21 protein-coding genes are annotated in these 21,133 nt (G+C 60.3%); 10 read left to right on the top strand and 11 right to left on the bottom strand.

Features of this window, described 5'->3' with window-relative positions; genetic code table 11:
- The first annotated feature begins 105 nt into the window (after positions 1–105).
- Complete coding sequence (locus tag FHX15_RS00430; protein WP_184392699.1) at positions 106–2,211, top strand: beta-galactosidase; 2,106 nt, start codon at positions 106–108, stop codon at positions 2,209–2,211.
- Here the strand turns inward: FHX15_RS00430 and FHX15_RS00425 are convergent.
- The 7 genes from FHX15_RS00425 to FHX15_RS00395 all read right to left on the bottom strand — a co-directional run bounded on the left by FHX15_RS00425 (position 2,208) and on the right by FHX15_RS00395 (position 9,099).
- On the bottom strand, positions 2,208–2,936 hold the full coding sequence (locus FHX15_RS00425) for an ABC transporter ATP-binding protein (protein ID WP_184392697.1): 729 nt from the start codon (positions 2,934–2,936) through the stop codon (positions 2,208–2,210). The two genes, FHX15_RS00430 and FHX15_RS00425, sit on opposite strands and share 4 nt — an antisense overlap.
- Complete coding sequence (locus tag FHX15_RS00420) at positions 2,933–3,757, bottom strand: ATP-binding cassette domain-containing protein (RefSeq protein ID WP_184392695.1); 825 nt, start codon at positions 3,755–3,757, stop codon at positions 2,933–2,935. Before FHX15_RS00420 ends, FHX15_RS00425 begins: the two co-directional genes overlap by 4 nt.
- Positions 3,750–4,607 carry an ABC transporter permease gene (locus tag FHX15_RS00415; protein WP_184392693.1) on the bottom strand — a complete coding sequence of 286 codons (858 nt, stop codon included), beginning with the start codon at positions 4,605–4,607 and terminating at the stop codon, positions 3,750–3,752. The genes FHX15_RS00420 and FHX15_RS00415 overlap by 8 nt, the downstream gene beginning before the upstream one ends.
- On the bottom strand, positions 4,604–5,686 hold the full coding sequence (locus FHX15_RS00410; protein WP_184392692.1) for an ABC transporter permease: 1,083 nt from the start codon (positions 5,684–5,686) through the stop codon (positions 4,604–4,606). Before FHX15_RS00410 ends, FHX15_RS00415 begins: the two co-directional genes overlap by 4 nt.
- Positions 5,687–7,273, bottom strand: a complete 1,587-nt coding sequence (locus FHX15_RS00405) for an ABC transporter substrate-binding protein (RefSeq protein ID WP_184392691.1) — start codon at positions 7,271–7,273, stop codon at positions 5,687–5,689. It lies immediately after the preceding gene.
- Between the two features lie 28 nt (positions 7,274–7,301).
- The gene (locus FHX15_RS00400) at positions 7,302–7,832 is read right to left on the bottom strand and encodes a hypothetical protein (RefSeq protein ID WP_184392690.1); all 531 of its coding nucleotides are present in this window, start codon (positions 7,830–7,832) and stop codon (positions 7,302–7,304) included.
- A gap of 265 nt (positions 7,833–8,097) precedes the next feature.
- Positions 8,098–9,099, bottom strand: coding sequence for a LacI family DNA-binding transcriptional regulator (locus FHX15_RS00395; RefSeq protein WP_184392689.1), 1,002 nt, complete (start codon positions 9,097–9,099; stop codon positions 8,098–8,100).
- A gap of 191 nt (positions 9,100–9,290) precedes the next feature.
- On the opposite strand from FHX15_RS00395, the gene FHX15_RS00390 reads away from it, so the two are divergent.
- The gene (locus FHX15_RS00390) at positions 9,291–9,767 is read left to right on the top strand and encodes a cupin domain-containing protein (protein ID WP_184392687.1); all 477 of its coding nucleotides are present in this window, start codon (positions 9,291–9,293) and stop codon (positions 9,765–9,767) included.
- Positions 9,768–9,955: 188 nt separating this feature from the next.
- On the opposite strand, the gene FHX15_RS00385 is transcribed toward FHX15_RS00390, so the two are convergent.
- Entirely contained in the window at positions 9,956–10,189 is a 234-nt protein-coding gene (locus FHX15_RS00385) for a hypothetical protein (RefSeq protein ID WP_184392685.1), read from the bottom strand.
- Between the two features lie 486 nt (positions 10,190–10,675).
- Between FHX15_RS00385 and FHX15_RS00380 the strand changes: the two genes are divergently transcribed.
- The 4 genes from FHX15_RS00380 to FHX15_RS00365 all read left to right on the top strand — a co-directional run bounded on the left by FHX15_RS00380 (position 10,676) and on the right by FHX15_RS00365 (position 13,712).
- Positions 10,676–12,265, top strand: coding sequence for an ATP-binding protein (locus tag FHX15_RS00380; RefSeq protein WP_184392683.1), 1,590 nt, complete (start codon positions 10,676–10,678; stop codon positions 12,263–12,265).
- Entirely contained in the window at positions 12,252–12,899 is a 648-nt protein-coding gene (locus tag FHX15_RS00375) for a response regulator transcription factor (protein ID WP_184392681.1), read from the top strand. Before FHX15_RS00380 ends, FHX15_RS00375 begins: the two co-directional genes overlap by 14 nt.
- Before the next feature lie 92 nt (positions 12,900–12,991).
- Entirely contained in the window at positions 12,992–13,360 is a 369-nt protein-coding gene (locus FHX15_RS00370; RefSeq protein WP_184392679.1) for a response regulator transcription factor, read from the top strand.
- Between the two features lie 148 nt (positions 13,361–13,508).
- Positions 13,509–13,712, top strand: a complete 204-nt coding sequence (locus FHX15_RS00365; protein WP_184392677.1) for a hypothetical protein — start codon at positions 13,509–13,511, stop codon at positions 13,710–13,712.
- 129 nt (positions 13,713–13,841) lie between these two features.
- On the opposite strand, the gene uxuA is transcribed toward FHX15_RS00365, so the two are convergent.
- Both uxuA and FHX15_RS00355 read right to left on the bottom strand, forming a co-directional pair.
- A complete protein-coding gene (gene uxuA / locus FHX15_RS00360) occupies positions 13,842–15,029 on the bottom strand; it encodes a mannonate dehydratase (protein WP_184392675.1) in 1,188 nt (395 codons plus the stop codon).
- A 30-nt stretch (positions 15,030–15,059) separates the two neighbouring features.
- Positions 15,060–15,782, bottom strand: a complete 723-nt coding sequence (locus FHX15_RS00355) for a GntR family transcriptional regulator (protein WP_184392673.1) — start codon at positions 15,780–15,782, stop codon at positions 15,060–15,062.
- Between the two features lie 236 nt (positions 15,783–16,018).
- On the opposite strand from FHX15_RS00355, the gene FHX15_RS00350 reads away from it, so the two are divergent.
- The 4 genes from FHX15_RS00350 (at position 16,019) to FHX15_RS00335 (ending at position 20,096) form a co-directional block, all read left to right on the top strand.
- Complete coding sequence (locus FHX15_RS00350; protein ID WP_184392671.1) at positions 16,019–17,194, top strand: extracellular solute-binding protein; 1,176 nt, start codon at positions 16,019–16,021, stop codon at positions 17,192–17,194.
- A 71-nt stretch (positions 17,195–17,265) separates the two neighbouring features.
- Positions 17,266–18,372: an ABC transporter ATP-binding protein gene (locus FHX15_RS00345; protein WP_184392669.1), complete on the top strand. Its 1,107-nt coding sequence runs from the start codon at positions 17,266–17,268 to the stop codon at positions 18,370–18,372.
- The gene (locus FHX15_RS00340; protein WP_184392668.1) at positions 18,369–19,250 is read left to right on the top strand and encodes an ABC transporter permease; all 882 of its coding nucleotides are present in this window, start codon (positions 18,369–18,371) and stop codon (positions 19,248–19,250) included. The genes FHX15_RS00345 and FHX15_RS00340 overlap by 4 nt, the downstream gene beginning before the upstream one ends.
- Before the next feature lie 3 nt (positions 19,251–19,253).
- On the top strand, positions 19,254–20,096 hold the full coding sequence (locus FHX15_RS00335; RefSeq protein ID WP_184392666.1) for an ABC transporter permease: 843 nt from the start codon (positions 19,254–19,256) through the stop codon (positions 20,094–20,096).
- Between the two features lie 67 nt (positions 20,097–20,163).
- Here the strand turns inward: FHX15_RS00335 and ppk2 are convergent, their stop codons facing one another.
- Positions 20,164–21,072, bottom strand: a complete 909-nt coding sequence (gene ppk2, locus FHX15_RS00330) for a polyphosphate kinase 2 (RefSeq protein ID WP_184392664.1) — start codon at positions 21,070–21,072, stop codon at positions 20,164–20,166.
- Between the last annotated feature and the right edge of the window lie 61 nt (positions 21,073–21,133).

Here is a 21,133-nt window from a genome sequence, read left to right as displayed (position 1 = left end):
CAGGATCACCTAGAACACCGGACGATATCTTCGATTGCCTCCTGCCGGAGCCTTTTCTCCGGACGGCGAAGCCATGTCCGGACATCGACAGAGAAGGACAGGACAATGCTTAGAAACGATATCCAATTCCCTTTCGGCGCCGTCTATTTCCGCAAGTCCAATCCGCCGCGCGACGATTGGGAGCGTGACTACACGACCGCCGGCGAAGACGGTCTCAACATCTTCCGCCACTGGTTCATGTGGAGCGCCATCGAAGTGGCGCCCGGCATCTACGACTGGGAAGAATATGACCGCCAGCTCGATCTCGCCGCGAAGAACGGCATCAAGACCGTCATCGCCGAACTCATCCATGCCGTACCGGACTGGGCGGTCCGCAAATATGCCGATGCGCTGCAGGTCAATGCCGACGGCACCAAGCTCGGCTCCTACATGGGCGTCTCTGCCGCGACCGGTGGCTTTTCCAACAATGGCGGCGGCGCCGGCGCGCTGACGCTCAACTGCCCGGAGGTGAAGGAAGCCGCCGGCAAGTTCCTGACCGCACTTGCCACCCGCTACAAAGATCATCCGGCGATTTATGGCTACGATGTTTGGAACGAGGTGAACTATTCCGCCGATGTCGATTACAGCAGCTATGCTAAGGCCGCCTTCCGCAAATGGCTGGAGAAGAAATACGGCAGTCTGAAAGTGCTCGCCAAAGCCTGGCACCGCTACAGCTATGCCGAATGGGACGATGTCGAGCCACCGGTTCACATGGCGCCCTATCCGGAATGCATCGACTGGCTGCAGTTCAAGCGCGACAATTTCTATGACCAAATGCAGTGGCGCATCGACACGATCCGCGCCGTCGACCAGAAGAACGTCATTGCCGCACACGGTATCTCCGGCGCAATCCCGAACATGGCCGCCAACGGTTGCGACGACTGGCTCGCCGCCTCCAAGGTGGAAATCTACGGCTTCACCTGGATCCAGGCCCGCAAAGGCACCGAACCCTGGAAAACCTGGTACGGTGTCGATATCAACCGCGCCGCTGCGCGCGGCAAGCCGTTCTGGCATGCCGAACGCCAGGGCGGCCCGCTCTGGCTGCAGCCGCAGGTGATCGGCCGCGACAAGGAAGACGGTCGTGTGGCCGAGCCCGAGGATATCCGCATCTGGAGCATGACCTCCTTTGCCGGCGGAGCGCGCGGCGTCCTGAACCTGCGCTGGCGCCCGCTGCTCGACGGCCCACTCTTCGGTGCCTTCGGCGCTTATGGCATGGACGGCAGCCGCACACCGCGCTCCGACATGCAGAGCGCCATGGCGAAATGGGCAAACGATCCGGCACAGAAGACACTCTGGGATGCAAAGCCCGTCCGTGGTGAAGTCGGCATTCTCGTTGTCCCCGAAACGCAGGAATGGGACTACCTGCTGAATTACGACCGCAAGGAAAAGCCCTATCCCGAGGCCATGTGGGGCGCCTACCGCGCCTTCCTCGGCCAGGGCCTGCAACCGGATTGGGTGCATATCGATGACATCGACGCCTACGATTTCCTCTATTTCCCCTACCCGATCATGTTTACAGCCGAACAGGCAGCCCGCCTGAAAGCCTGGGTGGAGAAGGGCGGCACGCTGATATCAGAAGCCTGCCCCGGCTATTTCGGCGACCGCGGCCATGTCGGCCAGGTGCAGCCGAATATGGGGCTCGACGAAGTCTTCGGTGCGCGCGAGGAAGAAGTGGAATTCATGCCCGATATCGGCGATCGCATCCACTTCAAGTTCGATGATATGGCCGTTGATGGCGGCGGTCTCCTGCAGTCCTACCGCCTGACCGACGGCACTGGGCGCGGCGCTTTCGATGGCGGCCGTCTTGCCGTCGTCGAAAACCGCTTCGGCAAGGGTCGCACCCTGCTGATCGGCACCAATCCCTCCGTCGCCTTCTACCGCACCGACGGCAAGGCCAATGCCGCCTTCTTCGCCGAACTGGTGAATTGGAGCGGCAGGACGCGTCATGCGAGCCTGTCCAACGACGCGCTCTTCGCCCGCATCCACAAGGGTGAGAAGGGCAGCTTCCTCTGGCTGGTCAATCCGACACGCAAGGCTCAGACGACGACGGTGACGCTCGCAGACGGAAAACTCTCAGGCGGTAAGCCTGCATGGCCTCTAAACCACGCCTATGATGCCGAGCGTATCGAAGTGCCGGCTCGCGATGTCCTGATCTTGCCGCTTGAGTACTAGCGTGCGGCAAGCTGCTCGACCCAGCCGCCTTGCGAAAGCGCGGCGCGGTCGAGTTCGCTTTCGATGCGGCCGGCCTGCATCAGCACGGCCCGGTCGCACATATGCACGACGACCCCGGGATCGTGGCTGACGAGCACGAATGTCATGCCATACGAAGCCTTCAGGTCGTTCAACAGATTCAGGATTTCTGCCTGCACCGAGACATCGAGCGCCGAGGTAGGCTCGTCGAGCAACAGCAGCTTCGGTTTCAGGAGCAACGCGCGGGCAATCGCCACGCGCTGCCGCTGCCCGCCGGAAAGCTGATGCGGATAACGCCCGACCGCAGCAGCCGGCAGGCCGACCTGATCGAGCGCGATACGCACCTCATCCTCGACATTACGGACGCCGCGCAAGGCCAGTGGCTCACCGAGAATGCGGGAGATGCGATGGCGCGGATGCAGCGAGGAATAGGGATCCTGAAACACCATCTGGATGTTGGACCGCAATGCCCCAGTGATTTTTCGCCCCGGTTGTAGCGCCTCGTCGAAGACCGTGATGGAGCCTTGCCAATGAGTGTTCAGCCCGGCAACGGCACGCAGCGCCGTCGTCTTGCCGCAGCCCGACGGGCCGATCAGCCCGAATGTCTCACCCGGCGCGACCTCGAAGCTCACGCCGCGCACGGCGGTAAAACCCTTGCCTCTACCCTGGAACGTGACGGAAAGATCGGAAACGGAAAGAGCGCTCATGCCCCGCCCCCGTAGACCGGCAGCCGTGTCCCGTAGGTCGCAGCCGAAGGCCGCGCCGCCCAGAGCGCCCGCGTATAATCTGATTTGGCATTGGCAAGATTGGCAGACGCCATCTGCTCCTCGATCTTGCCGTGGCGCATGACCATGACGCGATCAGCATAACGCGAAACCTGCTGCAGGTCGTGGCTGATGAGCAGCAGCCCCATGCCGAGCTCTTCGGTCAGCGACCGCAGCAAGGTCAGGATCTGGTCCTGCAGACCGCGATCGAGCGCCGAAGTCGGCTCGTCGGCGATTAAGAGTTTCGGCCGATTGATCAGCATGGCCGCGATCATCACCCGCTGTCCCATGCCGCCCGAGAGAGCAGCCGGATAGCTCGAATAGACGCGCTGCGGATCGGGCAGACCGACCTTGTCCAACATGTCGAGCGCCCGCTCGCGCCGCTCGCCAGCCGATAATTTCGTGTGCAGAAGCAGTGCTTCTTCCACTTGCCGGCCAACCTTGTGGGCCGGATTCAGCGAATATTTCGGATCCTGCAGGATCAGCCCGAGCCCGCTGCCGCGCAGCCTGTTCCAGCCGGATGGAGAGAGCTTCGTCAGTTCCTGGCCATCGAAGGCAAGACGCTTTGCTCGCACCTCGGCCCGGCGCGGCAATAAGCCCATGATCGCCCGGCCCGTCATCGATTTGCCGGAGCCGGATTCGCCTACCAGCGCCACGACCTCACGACCGACCGAGAAAGACATACCATCGACGACGCGCACAGGCCCCGCCTCCGATGGAAAGGCGATCGACAGATCCTCGAGGGAAAGCAGCGGCTCAGTCATGGCGCGGATCCATGATATCACGCAGGCCATCGGCCAGCAGGTTGAAGGCGAAGGAGGTGATCAGGATGGCAAAGCCCGGCACGGCCGCCACCCACCATTGATCGAAGATCACCTGTGTGCCCTCCGAGACCATCGAACCCCATTCCGCCGTCGGCGGACGAACACCGAGGCCGAGGAAGCCGAGGCCGGCCGCGGCAAGAATGATGCCCGAGAGATCAAGCGCCAGTCGAATGATCGCCGAAGGCAGAACCAGCGGCAAAATATGCCCCCAGAGCAATCTTACCCCGCAGATACCGACCATTTCGGCGGCGGCGAGATAATCGCTGCGCCGTAATGCCGCCGTCTCGACCCGGGCCTGGCGCGCATAGGCCGGCCAACTCGTCAGCGCCAGCGCCAAAGCGCCATTGATCAACCCCGGCCCCATGATGGCAACGAAGGCGAAGGCGAGCAGCAGCCGTGGGAAGGACATGACGATATCGGTGATCCGCATCAGTACCCGCTCGGTGATGCCGCCGAAGAAACCGGAGAGGATACCGATGAGAATGCCGAGCGGCGCCATCAGCAGCACAACGACGAGCACCAACAACAGTGTCGGCCGCGCACCGTAAATGATGCGCGACAGGATATCCCGGCCGAAACCATCCGTGCCGAGCCAGTGCGCCGTATCAGGGTGCATCAGGCGATTGGCCGTCTCCTGCAGGTTGGGATCATAGGGCGCAATCAGCGGCGCCAGCAACGCTAGCCCTAGAATGAAGAGCACGACCGCGCTGCCTGTCGCTGCCGAAGGCGAGCGCAGCATGCGCCGCAGGAGGGAGGGACCGCCGAGCGGCGCCTGAACAATCGCGCTCATCGCTTCTTCCCCGATCCCAGTCGCGCCACGCCGAGATCGGTCAGCGCGTTGAGAAGCACGAAGGAGGCGCCGACCACAAGCGTCGCGCCAAGGATCGCCGGCATGTCACCGGCAAACATCGCCGTCGTCAGGTAACGGCCGATGCCCGGCCAGGCAAAGACGGTCTCCGTCAGCACCGCACCTTCCAGCAAGCTGGCATAGGAAAGGGCAATCACCGTCAGCAGCGTTCCGGAGACATTCGGCAGGATATGGACGAAGACGATGCGGCGGAGACTTGCGCCCTTGGCCCGCGCCGTCGTCACATATTCCTGGCCAAGCTCGGTGAGGATCGCAGCGCGCGTCAGCCGCGAAATCGCAGCAAGCGCGTGGAAGGCAAGCACGATCGCCGGCAGCGCCAGATGCGCCAATGCGTCACGAAAGGCGCCTGCTTTTCCCGATACCCAGGTATCAATCAGCGCAAAGCCGGTGACGGATTTGACCGTATATTGAAAGACGACATCGGCCCTGCCCGGTCCTGGCGCCCAATGCAGGCGCGCATAAAACAGCAGCAGCATCAACAGGCCAAGCCAGAAGATCGGCACGGAATAGCCGAAAAGGGAAACGAAACGAGCGAGGCCATCGACCCAGGCGCCCTGCCGCATGGCAGCGGCGATGCCGAGCGCTAGTCCGATGCCGGCCCCAAGGATGATTGCCGCCGTTGCAAGCTCGATCGTTGCCGGGAAAGTGCGGGCAATATCCTTCGCCACCGGCTGGCCGGTCGAGATCGATTGGCCGAAGTTGCCCGAAAGCGCCGTCTCGATGTAGCGGAAGAATTGCACCGGCAGCGGCTGGTCGAGACCAAGCTCAACGCGCGTCTGTGCATAAGTCGACTGGCTCGCATGATCGCCGACGAGTTGCAGCGCCGGATCGATCGGCGACAGCCGCGTCATCGCGAAGGTCACCAGCGCCAGCCCGAAGAGCGTCAGCGCAAAGGACCACAGCCACTTCGAAAGCGGCCAGACGAACGACAACTCCCGCCAGCTGTTGCGCTGGCGGGAGTTGGTCATGTCGGCATTATCAGTTGTTGCCGTTTGCGGCACTTATTTCGCTACCTTGTCATAATAGACCTGGTCTGCATTTAGACCTTGGGCATAGTTCTTCACCTTGTCGCTTAGCACGACCTGGTCATTGCCTTGAAGCATGAAAACGAAGGGCGAGCTTGCCTGGATCTTCTTCTGCAGGTCCTGATAGAGCGCAGCGCGTTTGGCGGTATCCTGCTCCTTGACGGCTGCGAGCGTCTCGTCGGTCAGTTCCGGGATGACCCAGCCGGCCTGCTTGGCAACGGTATTGGCCGAGTTGTCTTTGTTGATCGCAAAGGCGCTGGCGTTGGAGTGGGCGTCGAAATAATCCGGGATCCAGTAGCGCAGCGTCATCTCGAATTTGCCGGCGCGGCCGCGGGCATAGATATCGCTCGCGACACCCGGCTGGATATCAAGCGTGATGCCGGCCTGCGCGAAAGTCGACTGCAGCGACTGGGCAATCGACAGGAACGGCTGGTCGTTGAAGACGATGAATTCGACCTTGAACGGCGTCTTGATAGCGGCATCAGCAAGGATCTTCTTTGCCTTCTCGACATCGAGCTTGAAGGGGGTGTCGCTGAGTGCGCCGGGAAAGCCGTTCGGCAGGAAGGCCTGGTGGACGCTGCTCTGGCCGCGCAGCAAGTTCTTGGTGATGCCGTCATAATCGACGAGGTAGCGCGCCGCTTCCCAGAAAGCCGGATTGCCGAGCGTCGGGTTCGCCTTGCTGTTCAGCAGGATATAGTCCTGACGCGCGGAGGGAACGGAGAGCACCTTGATGCCGCTCTTGTCCTTCAGCGCTTCGATCTGGTCGGCAGACAGGCCGCGAGCGATATCGGCATCGCCCTGCTCGACGAGCAGGCGGCGGGCGCCGACATCTGGCACGTTGCGGATGATGATGCTTTCGAGCGTCGGTTTGTCGGAAGAATTGGCATTGGCCTGCAGCACCAGCGCCTCATGCGGCGTGTAGGTGGCGATTGTATAGGCACCGCTGCCGGCCGAATTGGTCTTCAGCCAGGCGTTGCCGAAATCATTGTCCTTGGCCTGCGGCGAAACCGTCTGTTCATCGACGATGGAGGCGATCGGCGCCGTCAGAATCGAAAGCGCAAAGCCGGAGCCGACATCGGCCGTCCAGGTGAGCCTAACGTGCTTGTCATCTACCTTGGTGATCGCAGAATCGACATTGTCGGCCTTCCAGCCGAGTTCGTTGAGGATGAAAGCCGGCGACTTGTTGAGCTTCACAGCGCGCGTCAGCGAAAAGATCACGTCCTCCGGGCGAACCGGGTCGCCGGAGGCAAACTTCGCGTCGGCAAGCGCAAAGGTCAGGCTCTTGCCATCGCTGCCGGCTTCCCAGGAAGCGGCAAGTGCTGCCTCGATCTTCGTGCCGTCATCGCGGTTAGACTGCACGAGACGCTGATAGATGTTGTTGAAGGACTGGACGGTCGTGAGCTCGAAGCCTTCGGCCGGGTCGAAGCTGACGGCATCGTCGATCGACTGGGCGACGACGAGCACATTCGGCGGCGTCTCGGCGTGAACGGCCGGCGCACTGAAAGCGAGCGCCAGGCTGAAGACGGTGCCGAGCAGCTTGGCGCGGCGGGAAATGATGGACATGGAAAACTCCCCTCGGATAATGAAAATGTCAGTTGGCGCCTTCGGCAAAAGCTTCAAGCTCGGGGTCGAAATCGACCTCGACAACGTTGATGTAGACGGCAGTGGCAATCATGATGCCGGCAAAGGCGACGAGATCGACGAGCACCTTCGTGTCGTAGCGCGCCTTCAATTCGGCCCAGATATCGGCAGGAACGGCCTTGGAATCGGCGACGATTGCCGTGCCAAAACGTTTAAGCAGCAATTCCCTCTCGGTGAGTTGGAGAGCATCGGGGTTGAACCCGTTCTTGATCAGCGCCCGGCGAAAGAAGGTGATGGCGATATCGGACTTCAACGCCTTGGAGATCGAATGCGAGAAAATCCAGATCTCGCGATCGCTGATAGCTGGGTTCAGTTCGGCCCTGAGCGTGAACCATTCGGCATAGATACGATGCGCTTCAGGCGAATGCAGCAGCGTCCGCTTCATGTTGGTCATGTTGCCGCGAACCCGCACTTCCTCGTCGTGCGCTGCGCGAATCTCTTCGGAAGCGGCGTCGTAATCGATGTGAGGAAGCTGGCTCATGCGGATTGCTCTTTCTTTGTGCGACAAGGCTAACGAGGTGGCGAGATATTGTGCAGCCCATATTTATCCAGCTTTTCAGCCTTTTGACGAAAATTATTCCCCTGAACGCTGGCGGCAAAAACGAACTTTTCGTCACAGATATATCAGCGTTTCACATCAGATGTTCTTGAAATTAGGAGGTCCTAACGACTCGATGAAACCGGTTTCGATCAGACAAAGGAAGGATGACGCAGGTCAGGTTTCGGGCTTGTACGACCAGCGCTAGTCAAGAGGTCAGGCGCGCAAAATAGGTCGTCGGCACGATGACCGGCGGCTGGCCGGGGTGAAAATCACCGGGGTTTGCGATGAAATCCACGATGTGCTCGACATAGACGCCCTTGTCGTAACCGATCGAGGAAATCGGATAGGCGTCGAAATCGGTGAGCGAGAGATTGTCGAAACCATAGAGCCGGAAACGCGTCGGCCGGTTGCCGGGAAAATCGGGGCGGCAAACATCGAGAATGCCCATGGCCATCGCATCAGAGGTGCAGAAGATCGCATCGGGGCAACCGGCGTCGGTTAGTTCCTTGGCCGCCGCATGCCCACTCGCATAGGAATAGTCGCCTTGCACCGTGCGCACCAACTCTATGCCGTTCTTGGTGAAGGCCCGTCGATAGAATTCGATGCGCGCCTGCTCCATCGGCGAGGACGAACGGCCGGTGACGAGCCCCACGCGCTTCACACCCTTCGCCGCCGCATCAGCAACAGCTTCGGCAATGCCGCTTCCCTCGTCCGGCATGACGACAGGCGAGAGATCGTCATGCAGCCCGTTCAGCATGACGACGAGATCGGAACGGAACATGCGCCGCACCGTGGCTGCATCCGCGAAATCCGAAAAGACGAGCGCCGCGTCGACATGATAGGCGACGCCATTGCGCAGGAATTCCTCGACGCGGGCGACCGAACCGATGCGGATCATGATGACCTGCTTGCCGATCGACTGGATCTGATCGAGCAGCCGGTCGAAGAGATCGAGGTCGGAGAGATCGTGAATGTGGTTGACGACAACGGCGACAAGATTGACCGTCTTGGTCGTCAGGCTCTGCGCCAGAAGGTTCGGCTTATACCCGAGCCGGGCAGCGGCCTCGACCACCCGTTCGCGCTTGTCGGCCGAAACCGGCCGCGGCTCGTTGGAGAGCGCCCGGCTCGCGACCGCCCGCGACACCCCGGCCAGCTTTGCAACGTCGGCAATCGTCGGAGCGGCATCGCGGCCATTGTTCTGTGTCATATTCGAGCGCTTTCCAAGCTGTCATGGCGTGATAGCGCACAGTCGTACATCTTCGCTATCGGAAACTTGCAAGCTTCCACTTCCACGGCACTGAAGCCGGTACCACCGGCCTTTTTCATCGCAGCCAGCCAGCAGCTCTTGGCCGCTCGCCTCCCCTTAACTAGATTGGCATCAAAAGCAGGAGGAGCGGCATGAGCGACGATCATAACCACGACCACATCGACTGGCGCGACCATGGCGTGAAGGTCATCCCCGGCAATGCGCTCGATCCGAATACCGTCCAGACGCCGGGCATGAATCGCGCGACCGCCATCAACAATGCGCGTGCGGGTGCGGAAAAAATCTGGGCGGGCACGGTGACGATTCACGCCAATGCCAAGACCGGCGCCCATCACCACGGCGATCTTGAGAGCATCATCTATGTGGTGAAAGGCAAGGCCCGCATGCGCTGGGGCGAGAAGCTCGAATTCACCGCGGAAGCCGGCCCGGGCGATTTTATCTACGTGCCGCCCTTCGTGCCGCATCAGGAAATCAATGCCAGCCGCGACGAGACGCTCGAATGTGTAGTGGTGCGTTCAGGCCAAGAACCCGTCGTCGTCAATCTCGATATTGAGCCGGTCGAAAAGCCGGAAAACGTGCCGTGGATCGATCCGATCCACCGCCACTAGCTCCCAGGCAGCGGCGAGGATCATCGCCGCTGCCTTTTCCGCCACCATCACCGTTGGGGCATTAATATTTACCGCCGTGATGTTCCGCAGATTAAGGCATCGACGATGCGCAGCCCGCTCACGCCGTTTCGCGAACCTATTGTGACGAACAGGTTTATTGCGCCCATCTCAAATGAGATATGGCGCAGTCAACCGCCTACGGAAGCCTGTGCCGGGCGCTTTTCCCCTGCGGACCTGATGTCCAGCAGTACTGCGAGAAGCCCGTAAACTGCGGCGAGTATCGATAACGTCAAGAACGGTTCTCGAAGAGCTTGAAGCGAAACGCCGAGTTGCGAGACCTCCACGATGCCGTTGAGAACACCAAGAACGACAAGGGCTATAATCCCCACGCCTCCCCGAACCATTCCCGCTGCCTTCATCATCCCCGCGACACCTTGGCACACCATAAAAGTCGTGACCATATCCACCGGGCTTTAACCGGTTTACATTCCAGCCGCAGCGTCATTATTGCGGCGCGGAAGTCATCGGGAGAGGTTTCGAAGCCGTCCGCTGGGGAAACTGACCTGTCGCAGCGTATGGCCGGACCGAAACCTAAGTATAGTTATGTCTCAGAGCTCTTCGATCTACCTTCTGTTCGTAGCTCGGAACCGACCTGACCATTCAAGGTTTCAAGCTGGTGGCACCGCCCCTTGCCACCTCAAGGGCAGGCGCTCCCCTCCGCCGAAGCCCGCGGATCCTCCCATCCGCCAGAGACCGTCCCGCCGCCCGGGACGGTCTTTCCTTTTGGATCGCCGAATTTATTTGCCCTTCACTTCCAACACTTTTGTATAGCTTTGCGCCGCCAGACACCGCATTAATCTACGCTGCAATTCATCGGCGTAATAGACACTGGAGCCATAGCGAGGGGCATGCGATCATCGGTATTGTTGAAGTTGGTCAGCCGACGAGGAACGCTCTCGCACGAAATCACGCTTGGCCTGATCGCACTGGTGCTCGGCGCCGCTGTGTTCTACGTCGACGCCTTCACCGAGATCCAAAGCGCCATCGCGGTCCTCTATGTCATCGTGCTGCTGCTGGCTGCCGAAGTGTTGACGAGGATCGGTACAACGCTGCTTGCGATAATCTGCGCCGCTCTAACACTTTTTGCCTATTTCTACTCTCACGGTCTGGGGGAGGATGTTCCGGCGCAGCTGCGTTTTGCCGTTTCGCTTGCCGCCATCACCATCACCTGCGCCCTCATTCTCCGGAACGAAACCGCTCGGGTCGGGCTGATCGAAGCCAACCTGCATCTGCGCGACAGCGAAACCCGCTACCGCTACATCTTCGAGCATAGTCGTATCGCCCTATGGGAACGTGATTACTCCGCGGTCCGCACCTTTCTGATGTCCCTCAAATCAGAAGGCGTGACCGATCTCAGGGAATATTACCGCACCAATCCCGGCATCATCGCCACCTGCACAGGCCTCATCCGCACCATTGCCTCCAATGATGCCGCCCTCGAGCTGCTCGGCCATGTCGCCGACGGGCCATCGTCGCGCAACATGCGCCGCTACATCGCGCCCGACGATGACACGTTCCTGGACCTGATGAACGCCATCTTCCGCGGCGAACGACATTTCGAGGGCAAGGGCAATCTGATTGCCGAAAACGGCGAGACCCGGCTGGTCATCATGAGCATGAGCTTTCCAGAAGACCCTGCCGCCTTCAACCGCGTTGTCGTCGGCATGGTCGATATCACCCAGCGGGAAATGATGCAGAAGGCCATTCGCGAGGCTCAGGACGAACTTGCCCGTGCTTCGCGTGCAGCGACCGTCGGCACGCTTTCCGCTTCGCTCGCCCACGAGCTCAACCAGCCGCTCGGCGCAATCGTTGTCAATGCCCAGACGCTGCTTAGATGGCTGAACCGCGAGCCGCCGGATCTCGATGCCGTGCGCCGCTCTGCCGAACGCATCATCCGCGACAGCCAGCGGGCGAGCGAAATTATCCACAATACCCGCTCTATGCTGACGCAGACCGATCGCACGCCCGAATATGTCGATCTCGAAGCATTGATCGAAGAAACGCGCACGTTGATGGAGCACGATTTCCAGCGCGACATGGTGACCTTCGAGGTCGCTTCCGCCGAAATGCAACCCGCGGTGAAGGCGATCCGCATCGAACTGCAGCAGGTCCTCATCAACCTTGTCACCAATGCCATACAGGCCATGCGCGAAACCGCAATCGACCAGCGCAAGATTCTGATCTCGCTCGCCAGGAAGGATGATATGTTCGTGACGCTTTCCGTCAGGGATTTTGGTCCCGGCATCAGCGAGGAGGCCATGACGAAGCTCTTCACGCCCTTCTTCACGACCAAGCCCGCCGGAATGGGGATGGGGCTTTCCATTTGTCGCAGCACGCTCGAGGCGCGCGGCGGCCAGCTCACCGCCGGCAACCACCCAGAGGGCGGCGCCATCTTCGAAATGATCATACCGATTGAGGACGACTATGACCGACACTAGTGCCGCATCGAAGGCAGACGCTCAGTCCGCATTGCCGATCGTCTATGTTGTCGATGATGACGAATCTATTAGGGAGTCGCTGGTCGATCTCTTTCGGTCGATCCAGATGGAAGCCGCCTCCTTCGCCACGACGACCGCTTTTCTCGACAAGGCCGATCTGCACCGGCCCGGCTGTATCCTTCTCGATGTGCGCCTGCCCGGTCTCAGCGGGCTGGATTTCCAGCTTCATCTCGAACGGATCGGCAGCAGGATGCCGATCGTCTTCATGACCGGCTTCGGCGATATTCCGATGAGCGTGCGCGCCATGAAGGCCGGCGCCGTCGACTTCCTGACGAAACCCTTCCGCGATCAGGACATTCTCGATGCCGTTGGTGTCGCGATCGAAAAGGACATGGCTCGCCGAAGAGAGATGGCCGCGAGCGACGCCGTCGCGTCGCTGGTCGATACGCTGACCCCTCGCGAGCGGGAAGTGATGGCCGCCGTCGTCAAGGGCTTGATGAACAAGCAGATCGCTTACGATCTCGGCATCAGCGAGATCACCGTAAAGCTGCATCGCGGCAATGTGATGCGCAAGATGCAGGTCCGCTCGGTTGCCGATCTGGTGCGCAAGTCCGAGATGCTGGAAGGCAGATAGCGGAACCTAGACCCTTGTATGATACCGCGAGACAATACCGAGCCTCATAATGATATTCAGGTAATACAAGAATAAGCAAGGCTACTAATCTCGTGTCACATACATCCACAATCGCGGTCGTCGACGACGACCAGGCCATCCGGGAGGCGCTCGACGATCTGATCCACTCCTGCGGCTACCAGAGCAAGCTTTTTGCCTCTGCTGAAGAGTTTCTGGCCTTTGACGACAGAGCGGCGATCGACTGCATGCTGGTCGACGTCAAGATGCCTGGCCTCAGCGGCATCGAACTGCAGGAAATCCTCAACGGCGAACCTGAAAAGCCGCCGATGATCTTCATGACCTCCTATCGCGACGAACGAACCCGCACAGCCGCTATGGAAGGCGGCGCGCTGGCCTTTCTGGGAAAGCCGGTAGAGTTCGATTCCCTCATTAATTATCTGGAAATCGCTTTGAAGCCGTAAAGCTCCGTTGCCCCGTATTATTGGTATTGCCTTCGCCCACAGATCAATTCGAACTATACACCTATGTATAATTTAGCACGAAAGCACCCAGGACTAAAATGAACCTCGTAATATCCCATACAATGGATAGAAAAACGAGGTGAAGGCCATGATAAAGCTCAAGCACCCGATATTTATCAGCGTCGGGAAAAACATTTTAATGGATGTGATCTTCTCCAACATTGTGACCGGTGCGAATTACAAGTTCTATTGCGCGCTTCTGCACCTGAAATCGGAAAATCCGATCTACGAATATGAGCCGGTCCGCATTGCAGCACACCGCCCGCACGAAATCAGCCGGGCGCATTCCTGATCCTTCTTCATCTGCCGATGACCGGCGCGGCCGGCTCTAAGACTCTCCAAGCTTCGGGCCACAAAAGCCAAAGCAATTCCAGCAAAACTATGTCGCGGTTTTTGCCGGAATTGCATGGAAACAGAGAAATCAGGTCGGCACTGCTTCAAGCGCATGCAGGATACCGCGCAGTTCGGCGAGGCCGCGAAGACGGCCAATCGCCGGATAGCCGGGCGTGACATTCTTCTGCAGGTCGTCGAGCATGCGGTGGCCATGGTCCGAGCGAAAGACGATCGACTGATCGGCGCTGCGGCGGCGATCCTCGGCAACCAGCTCCTTCAGCACTGCAACCATGTTCACATCACCTTCCAGATGCGCGCTTTCATGGAAAGTACGGCCATCGCCTTCGCGGGTCGTCGCGCGCAGATGGGCGAAATAGATGCGCGAGGCAAAGCGCCGCGCAATGGCGGGCAGGTCGTTGTCTGCGCGCACGCCGAGGCTGCCGGTGCAATAGCACATGCCGTTGGCGGCTGCCGGCACGGCATCGAAAAGCGCTGCATAATCCTCAGCAGTCGAAGCGATGCGCGGCAGGCCGAAAAGCGAGCGCGGCGGATCATCTGGGTGCAGCGTCAGTTTTACGCCCCGCGCTTCCGCAACCGGCACGACGGCTTCCAGGAATTCGATGAGGTGCTGGCGAAGCTTCCTCGCATCGATGCCCTGATAGGCGACGAGCTTTTCGCGGAAGGCGGGGATGGTCAGCGGTTCTGTCGTCGAGCCCGGCAGAGCCGAGGTGATGATGCGGGTGATCTCGGCAACCTCCGCTTCCGTCATGCTTTCATAAACGGCCTTGGCTCGTGACTTGTCTTCCTCGGAATATTCCTCGGCCGCACCGGGACGTTGCAGAACGAACAGCTCGAAGGCTGCAAAACGCTCGTGGTCGAAGCGCATGGCTGTCGCGCCGGTCGGCGTCACATAATCGAGATCAGTGCGGGTCCAGTCCACCACAGGCATGAAGTTGTAGCAGACGATCGGAATGCCGCAGGCGGCAACAGCCTCAAGGCTGGCGATCCAGGCCTCGATCTCGGCCTTCGCCTGTCCGCCCTTGCGCTTGACGGCATCGGGGATCGGAATGCTCTCAACGACACTCCAAGTCAGTTGCGAGCGGCCGGCTGGCGTGGTTTCGATCAGCGACTGACGCTCGCGCACTTCCGCCTCGGTCCAGGCGCGCCCGATCGGCACCTGATGCAGCGACGAAACGATATTCGTCGCACCGGTCTGGCGCACCTCGTCCAGGGTCACCGGCGCCTCCGGCCCGAACCATCTCCAACCTTGCCGCATTTCGTCTCTCTCCCTTGGTCTCTCGTTTTCTCAGCAGAAATAGTCAGGAAACTGCGAGCGCAGTTCCGCCACGTCGGGTATGACGGCGCTTAGGTGACGGACCATGGCTTCTCGCGCCGATGCGATGTCATGCGCTGCGATGGCGTCGCGGATTTCCATATGCTCGCGCACGACGTTGTCCATGCGGCCGAGCACTGGCAGCGTCAGACGCCGCGCCCGATCGATCTGCACCTTGACCGTCTTCAGAATCGTCCAGATGCCGGGATAGCCGGCAATCTGCGCGATCGCCTCGTGAAAAGCTTCGTCTTCTTCATGAAAGCTCGAAGCATTACCAAGTGCGGCATGTGTTTCCTGCCGGGCGATGATCGCGTCGAGCCGCGCAATATCGGCCTCGGTCGCGATATTTGCCGCCGTTTCCACCGTCGTGCCTTCGAGCGCTTTGCGCACGACGACGGCTTCCGGAATGGCCGAGACCGGCACCCGCGACACCACCGTTCCCGATTGCGGATAGATATCGACGAGACCACCTTCGGAAAGCCTCAGCAACGCCTCGCGCACGGGTGTGCGGCTAACGCCAAAATCCTCAGCGATCCGCTTTTCCTGCAGCACCGTTCCCGGCGGGATCTTCAGCGAGACGATATCGGCATGCAGACGCTCATGAATAGCCGCCGCCGTCGTCACGCGGCGGATTTTTCCGCCGGTGTCGCGCGGCGCCGGGAAGGCCAGGATTTCGGAGTCAGAAGCCTGCCGCATGCGTGGTCTCGGGACGTTGACACTTTCGTGCATACTAGTATATCAATTGAAGTCTGTTGCCAAGACATGCCGCGGAGGAGAACGCCGGCATGGCATTGCACCCGGAGGAAAAGCTTCGAGCTGCGAGCATTTGATGCCGCTGGGAAAACCGGCGCATCGAGGTATGGGACGTGCATTGCGATCCAAACGGGCGGCTCGAGGCAAAGGCCGGTACCGCCGCAAAAGAGGAGGATAGAATGAAAATCACACGTAGAACATTCGTCGGCGGCGCTGCCGGCGTCGCAGCGGCAGGAGTGCTTCCGCTCCGCGCTTTCGCGCAGGCGAAGGCGCCTTCAAGCCCTGTGACGATAACCATCGTCGATGTTGCCGGTGACCTGGCGCTGACGCAGCGCATGTTCGAAAACTATGCCAAGGCGAAGCCGGAATTCGTCGCCAGCTTCTCCTTCACCAAGGCTCCTGCTCCAGAACTGCCGGCAAAGATCCAGGCCCAGCAGGCTGCCGGCAAGGTCGATATCGACCTCGTTCTGACCGGTACGGACGCACTTTCTGCCGGCGTCGACCAGGGTCTCTGGATCGACCTGTCCAGCAAGAAGTCGATCCTTCCCAACCTTGAGAGCATTTTGCAGCCGCAAGCCTTCAAGATGCAGGCGCTCGCCAAGGACCAGGGTGTCGTCATCACCTACTATCCGTCCGGCCCGCTGATCGAATATATGCCGGACAGAGTAGCGACCCCGCCGAAAACCGCGCAGGAGCTGCTCGACTGGACGAAGCAGAACAAAAACAAGTTCCTCTATGCCCGCCCCGCCAACTCAGGCCCCGGTCGCACGCTACTGATGGGGCTGCCCTATCTGCTCGGCGACAGCAACCCGCGCGATCCAGTCAATGGCTGGGCCAAGACCTGGGAATATCTGGCTGCCCTCGGCGAAAACATCGAATACTACCCGACCGGCACCGCCGTGGTCTTCAAGGAACTCGGCGAAGGTACTCGCGACATCGTCGCCACAACGACGGGCTGGGATATTAACCCGCGCGCGCTCGGCATCGTCCCCGAGGAGGCCAAGGTCGGTAAGCTCGAGGGCTTCCATTGGGTCACTGACGCACATTATGCGGCCATCCCGAAGGGTGTCTCTGACGAGAAGATCGGCGTTCTGCTTGATGTGCTGAACTTCATCTACCAGCCGCAGCAGCAGGCGATCGCCTATGACGCCGGTTACTTCTATCCCGGCCCGGCAGTGAAGGATGTCACCCTCGAAATGGCGCCCGCAGAGAGCCAGGAAACCATCAAGGAATTTGGCCGGCCGGAATATGCCGACTGGATCGCCGGCAGCCCGCTTGAAGTGCCGCTTGAGCCGAAGCAGCTGGTTCAGGCCTTCCGCATCTGGGACGAAAAGATCGGCGCGAAGAAGGGCTGATCCCCATTGATCATAATAATCCGGCGCTGGCTTACCAGCGCCGGAGTTCTAGCGGCCATAACCGCCGATAAATGGAGATTGCATTGACTTTGCCGGTTCAAAACGCAGCAGCATCGTCGCGGAAGAATGCGCGCCTTGAGCTCGATGGCATCAGGCGGTCCTTCGGCGCCTATAATGCCCTCGACGGCATCGACCTCGCGATCGAACCCGGCGAATTCATCGCGCTTCTCGGCCCTTCGGGTTGTGGCAAGTCTACGGCGCTGAACTGCATTGCCGGCTTGCTCGGTCTGTCCGGCGGCGAAATCCGCCTCGGGGGCAATCGCATCGACCAATTGGAGCCAGAAAAGCGCGGCTTCGGCATGGTCTTTCAGAGCTACGCCCTCTTTCCGCATATGAGCGTACGCAAGAATGTCGGCTTCGGCCTTGCCATGCAGGGCATTCGCGGCGCAGAAGCCGACAAGCGCATCATCGATGCACTGGCGCTCGTGCGGCTTGAAAGCCAAGCAGACAAATTGCCCGGCCAGCTCTCCGGCGGCCAGCAGCAGCGCGTCGCCATTGCCCGCGCTATCGTCATCCGCCCGCCGATCGTGCTGATGGACGAACCGCTCTCGAATCTGGACGCCAAGCTGCGCCTGGAGATGCGCGCGGAAATCCGCGGCATCCACGATCAGATCGGCTCGACGACCATTTATGTCACCCACGACCAGGATGAAGCCCTGTCGCTTGCCGACCGCATCGTCGTCATGAGCCAGGGTCACATTCAACAGATTGGCACACCGCAGGATCTCTACCAGCGTCCGGTCAATCTGGAGGTGGCGGATTTCATGGGCTTCCGCACCCGCATCCCCGGCCGCGTCATTTCCGTTTCCGGCAACGAAGCCGAAATCGAAGCCGCCGGTGCGCGGCTGAGCGGTACCATGCGCGATAAGCTTGCCGTCGGCGACGCCGCCGTTCTCTCGGTCCGTCCGGAAGATCTTGTCGCCACCATGGACGGCACCGGGGTCCCGGTGACCGTCGCCAGCACCGAATATCGCGGCCGCGCCTTCTTTGGCATGGCGCGCTCGAAGGATGGATCGGAGCTCTATTTCCGCGCCGATGACGCCTTGTCGCGCGGCTCCTCTGCCAGCCTGCAGCCGGTCACGGGCCGTTCACTGGTCTTCAAAGGGGCTTCCTCATGAGCGGCCCGTCGCTGAAAACCCGGCTTGCCGCCCAAGGCCTCGACGGAACGACGCTCCTCGTCCTGCCGGGCCTGTTCTTCATGCTCGCCCTGTTCATCTATCCCTTCGTCTATGGCGTGGCGGATTCGCTGATGCCGAAGGATGGCGGGCTCTGGTATGAGAACTATGCGAAGTTCTTCTCCGATCAGTTCCAATATGGCACGATCGCCAATACAATGTGGCTCGCTCTGCCGGTGACGATCGTCAACCTCGCCTTCGCAATCCCCGTCGCCTTCCGCGTCCGCCTGATGCGCCGGCAGCGGCTGCTGACGACGATCCTCGTGCTGCCGATCACGCTGGGCACGGTCTTCGTCGCCGATGGCCTTTTGACCTATCTCGGCCCGCGCGGCTGGTTCAATCAGACGCTCATCCTCTTCGGCATCCTGGATTCGCCGCTCAAGCTCACCAACAACTACTGGGGCGTTTTCGCCTCACTGCTGATCACCGGCTTCCCCTTCGCCTTCCTGCTGACGCTATCCTACATCACAGGCATCGATCCGGCGATCGAGCAGGCCGCAGCAACACTCGGCGCTAATGCACGGCAGCGCTTCACACGCGTTTTCCTGCCGCTCCTGGTGCCAGGCCTTGCCGTGACGTTCTGCTTGTCCTTCGTGCAGGCCTTCGCCGTCTTCCCCTCGGCAGTTCTGCTCGGCGCTCCTGCAGGCCCGACGCGCGTCATCTCGATCGCCGCCTATCAAGCCGCTTTCGAGCAATATGACCATTCCTACGGCACGGCCATCGCCCTTGTCATGGGCGGAGTCGAACTCATCGTTGTCGTAGCCGTTCTTGGCGCACGTTCACTCTTCTACCGCGGCCCTGCCGGCGGCACGAAAGGTTGAGCCATGATCCGTGACCAAGGCCTTACCTCAAAGATCTGGCGCTTCGCTGTCTGGGCGCTCGCCAGCCTTTTCGTCCTCAATCTGCTCGCCGTCATCGCGGTCGTTATCCTCAATTCCTTTGCAACGCGCTGGCTCGGGACATGGCTGCCGCGCGGCTGGACCGACCGATGGTATTTCAGCGCTTGGAGCGAGTTCCAGCTTTCCAATGTGCTGATCGTGACCTTCGAAATGGTCTTCGTCGTCGTCATCATCTCAGGCATTCTCGGCGTGATGACCGCTTACGCGCTCGCCCGGCGTGACTTTCCCGGCAAGCGCGCCATCATCCTGCTCTTCCTGCTGCCCCTGCTGATCCCGCCACTCACCTACGGCATTCCGCTGGCGACTGTGCTCTATCAGCTCGGCCTTGGCGGCACATTTTGGGGCGTAGTTCTGATCAATCTCGTACCGTCCTTCCCCTTCGTCGTACTCGTCATGATCCCCTTCATCGAGCAAATCGATCCGCGCATCGAAGCCGCCGCCCGCGTCTTCGGCGCCGGCACGACGAGCCTCTTCATCCGCATCCTGCTGCCGCTCCTGCTGCCCGGCATGCTGGCCGCCCTACTGCTGGTCCTGGTGCGCACACTTGCGATGTTCGAGCTTACGTTCCTGATATCCGGGCCGCAGACGCAAACACTCGTCGTTTCGCTCTATTATGCGGTCTTTGCATCAGGGGTGCGCGCCGGCCAGTCGATCGATGCGATGGCGGTGGTCTACATGGTGACGACACTTTTCTGGCTCGTCATCGCGCTGCAATTCGTCAATCCGACGCAGATCGTCGCTCGCGCCAAACAGCAATCGGCGCATTGAGGAGCCCCCGAACCGGGGAGGGCTCCTCGGGGATGCTGCTGCCGGAAGCCGGTAGCACCCTCTTTAATCAATAAACTTCAGGAACATACATTTCCGGTGGAACCGGGACGCGATGATAATCGTCGTGACGCACGCGCTCGGGCAGCACGATCGCTTCCTTCGGAACGTCCTCATAGGGAACCTGGGTCAGGAGATGTGCGATGCAGTTGAGGCGCGCACGTTTCTTGTCCACGGCCTGAACGACCCACCACGGCGCTTCCGGAATATGAGTCCGGTCCAGCATCTCTTCCTTGGCCTTGGTATACTCTTCCCAGTGGACACGGCTCTGCAGGTCCATCGGCGAGAGCTTCCATTGCTTCAGTGGATCGTGGATGCGCATGTTGAAGCGGAATTCCTGTTCCTCGTCGGTGATCGAGAACCAGTACTTGATAAGGATGATGCCGGAACGAACCAGCATGCGCTCGAATTCCGGTACGGAGCGAAAGAACTCTTCCAGTTCGTCCTTTGTGCAGAAGCCCATGACGCGCTCGACCCCTGCGCGATTGTACCAGCTGCGGTCGAAGAGAACCATCTCTCCTGCCGACGGCAGGTGCGGCGTATAGCGCTGGAAATACCACTGATTCCGCTCGCGTTCGGTTGGTGCCGGAAGCGCCACGACGCGGCAGACGCGCGGATTGAGACGCTGTGTCACGCGCTTGATCGCGCCGCCCTTGCCTGCGGAGTCGCGGCCTTCGAAAAGGACGACGACCTTGAGCTTCTTGTACTGAACCCAGTCCTGAAGACGGACGAGCTCATGCTGCAGGCGGAAGAGTTCGCGGAAATAGAGCTTGCGGTCGAGCGTCTGCTCCGCTTCGCCGGACATGCCTTCGGCAACCAGCTCGTCGAGCCGGTCCTCCTCCATCTGCATTTCCAGCTCCTCATCGAAGCTGTCGGCAATTTCATTCTTGATACGGTCGAGCTGAGTGTTTTCGATCATGGCACGCTCCCTATTCAATCTGCTCGATAAAGCACGTTCTCGCCATAGCTATATGACAGAG

It is taken from the genome of Rhizobium sp. BK650, assembly GCF_014195325.1.
In the GTDB taxonomy this organism is placed as follows: domain Bacteria; phylum Pseudomonadota; class Alphaproteobacteria; order Rhizobiales; family Rhizobiaceae; genus Rhizobium.
Note: the sequence above shows the minus strand (reverse complement) of the source record. Positions and strands in the feature narration are given on the sequence as shown.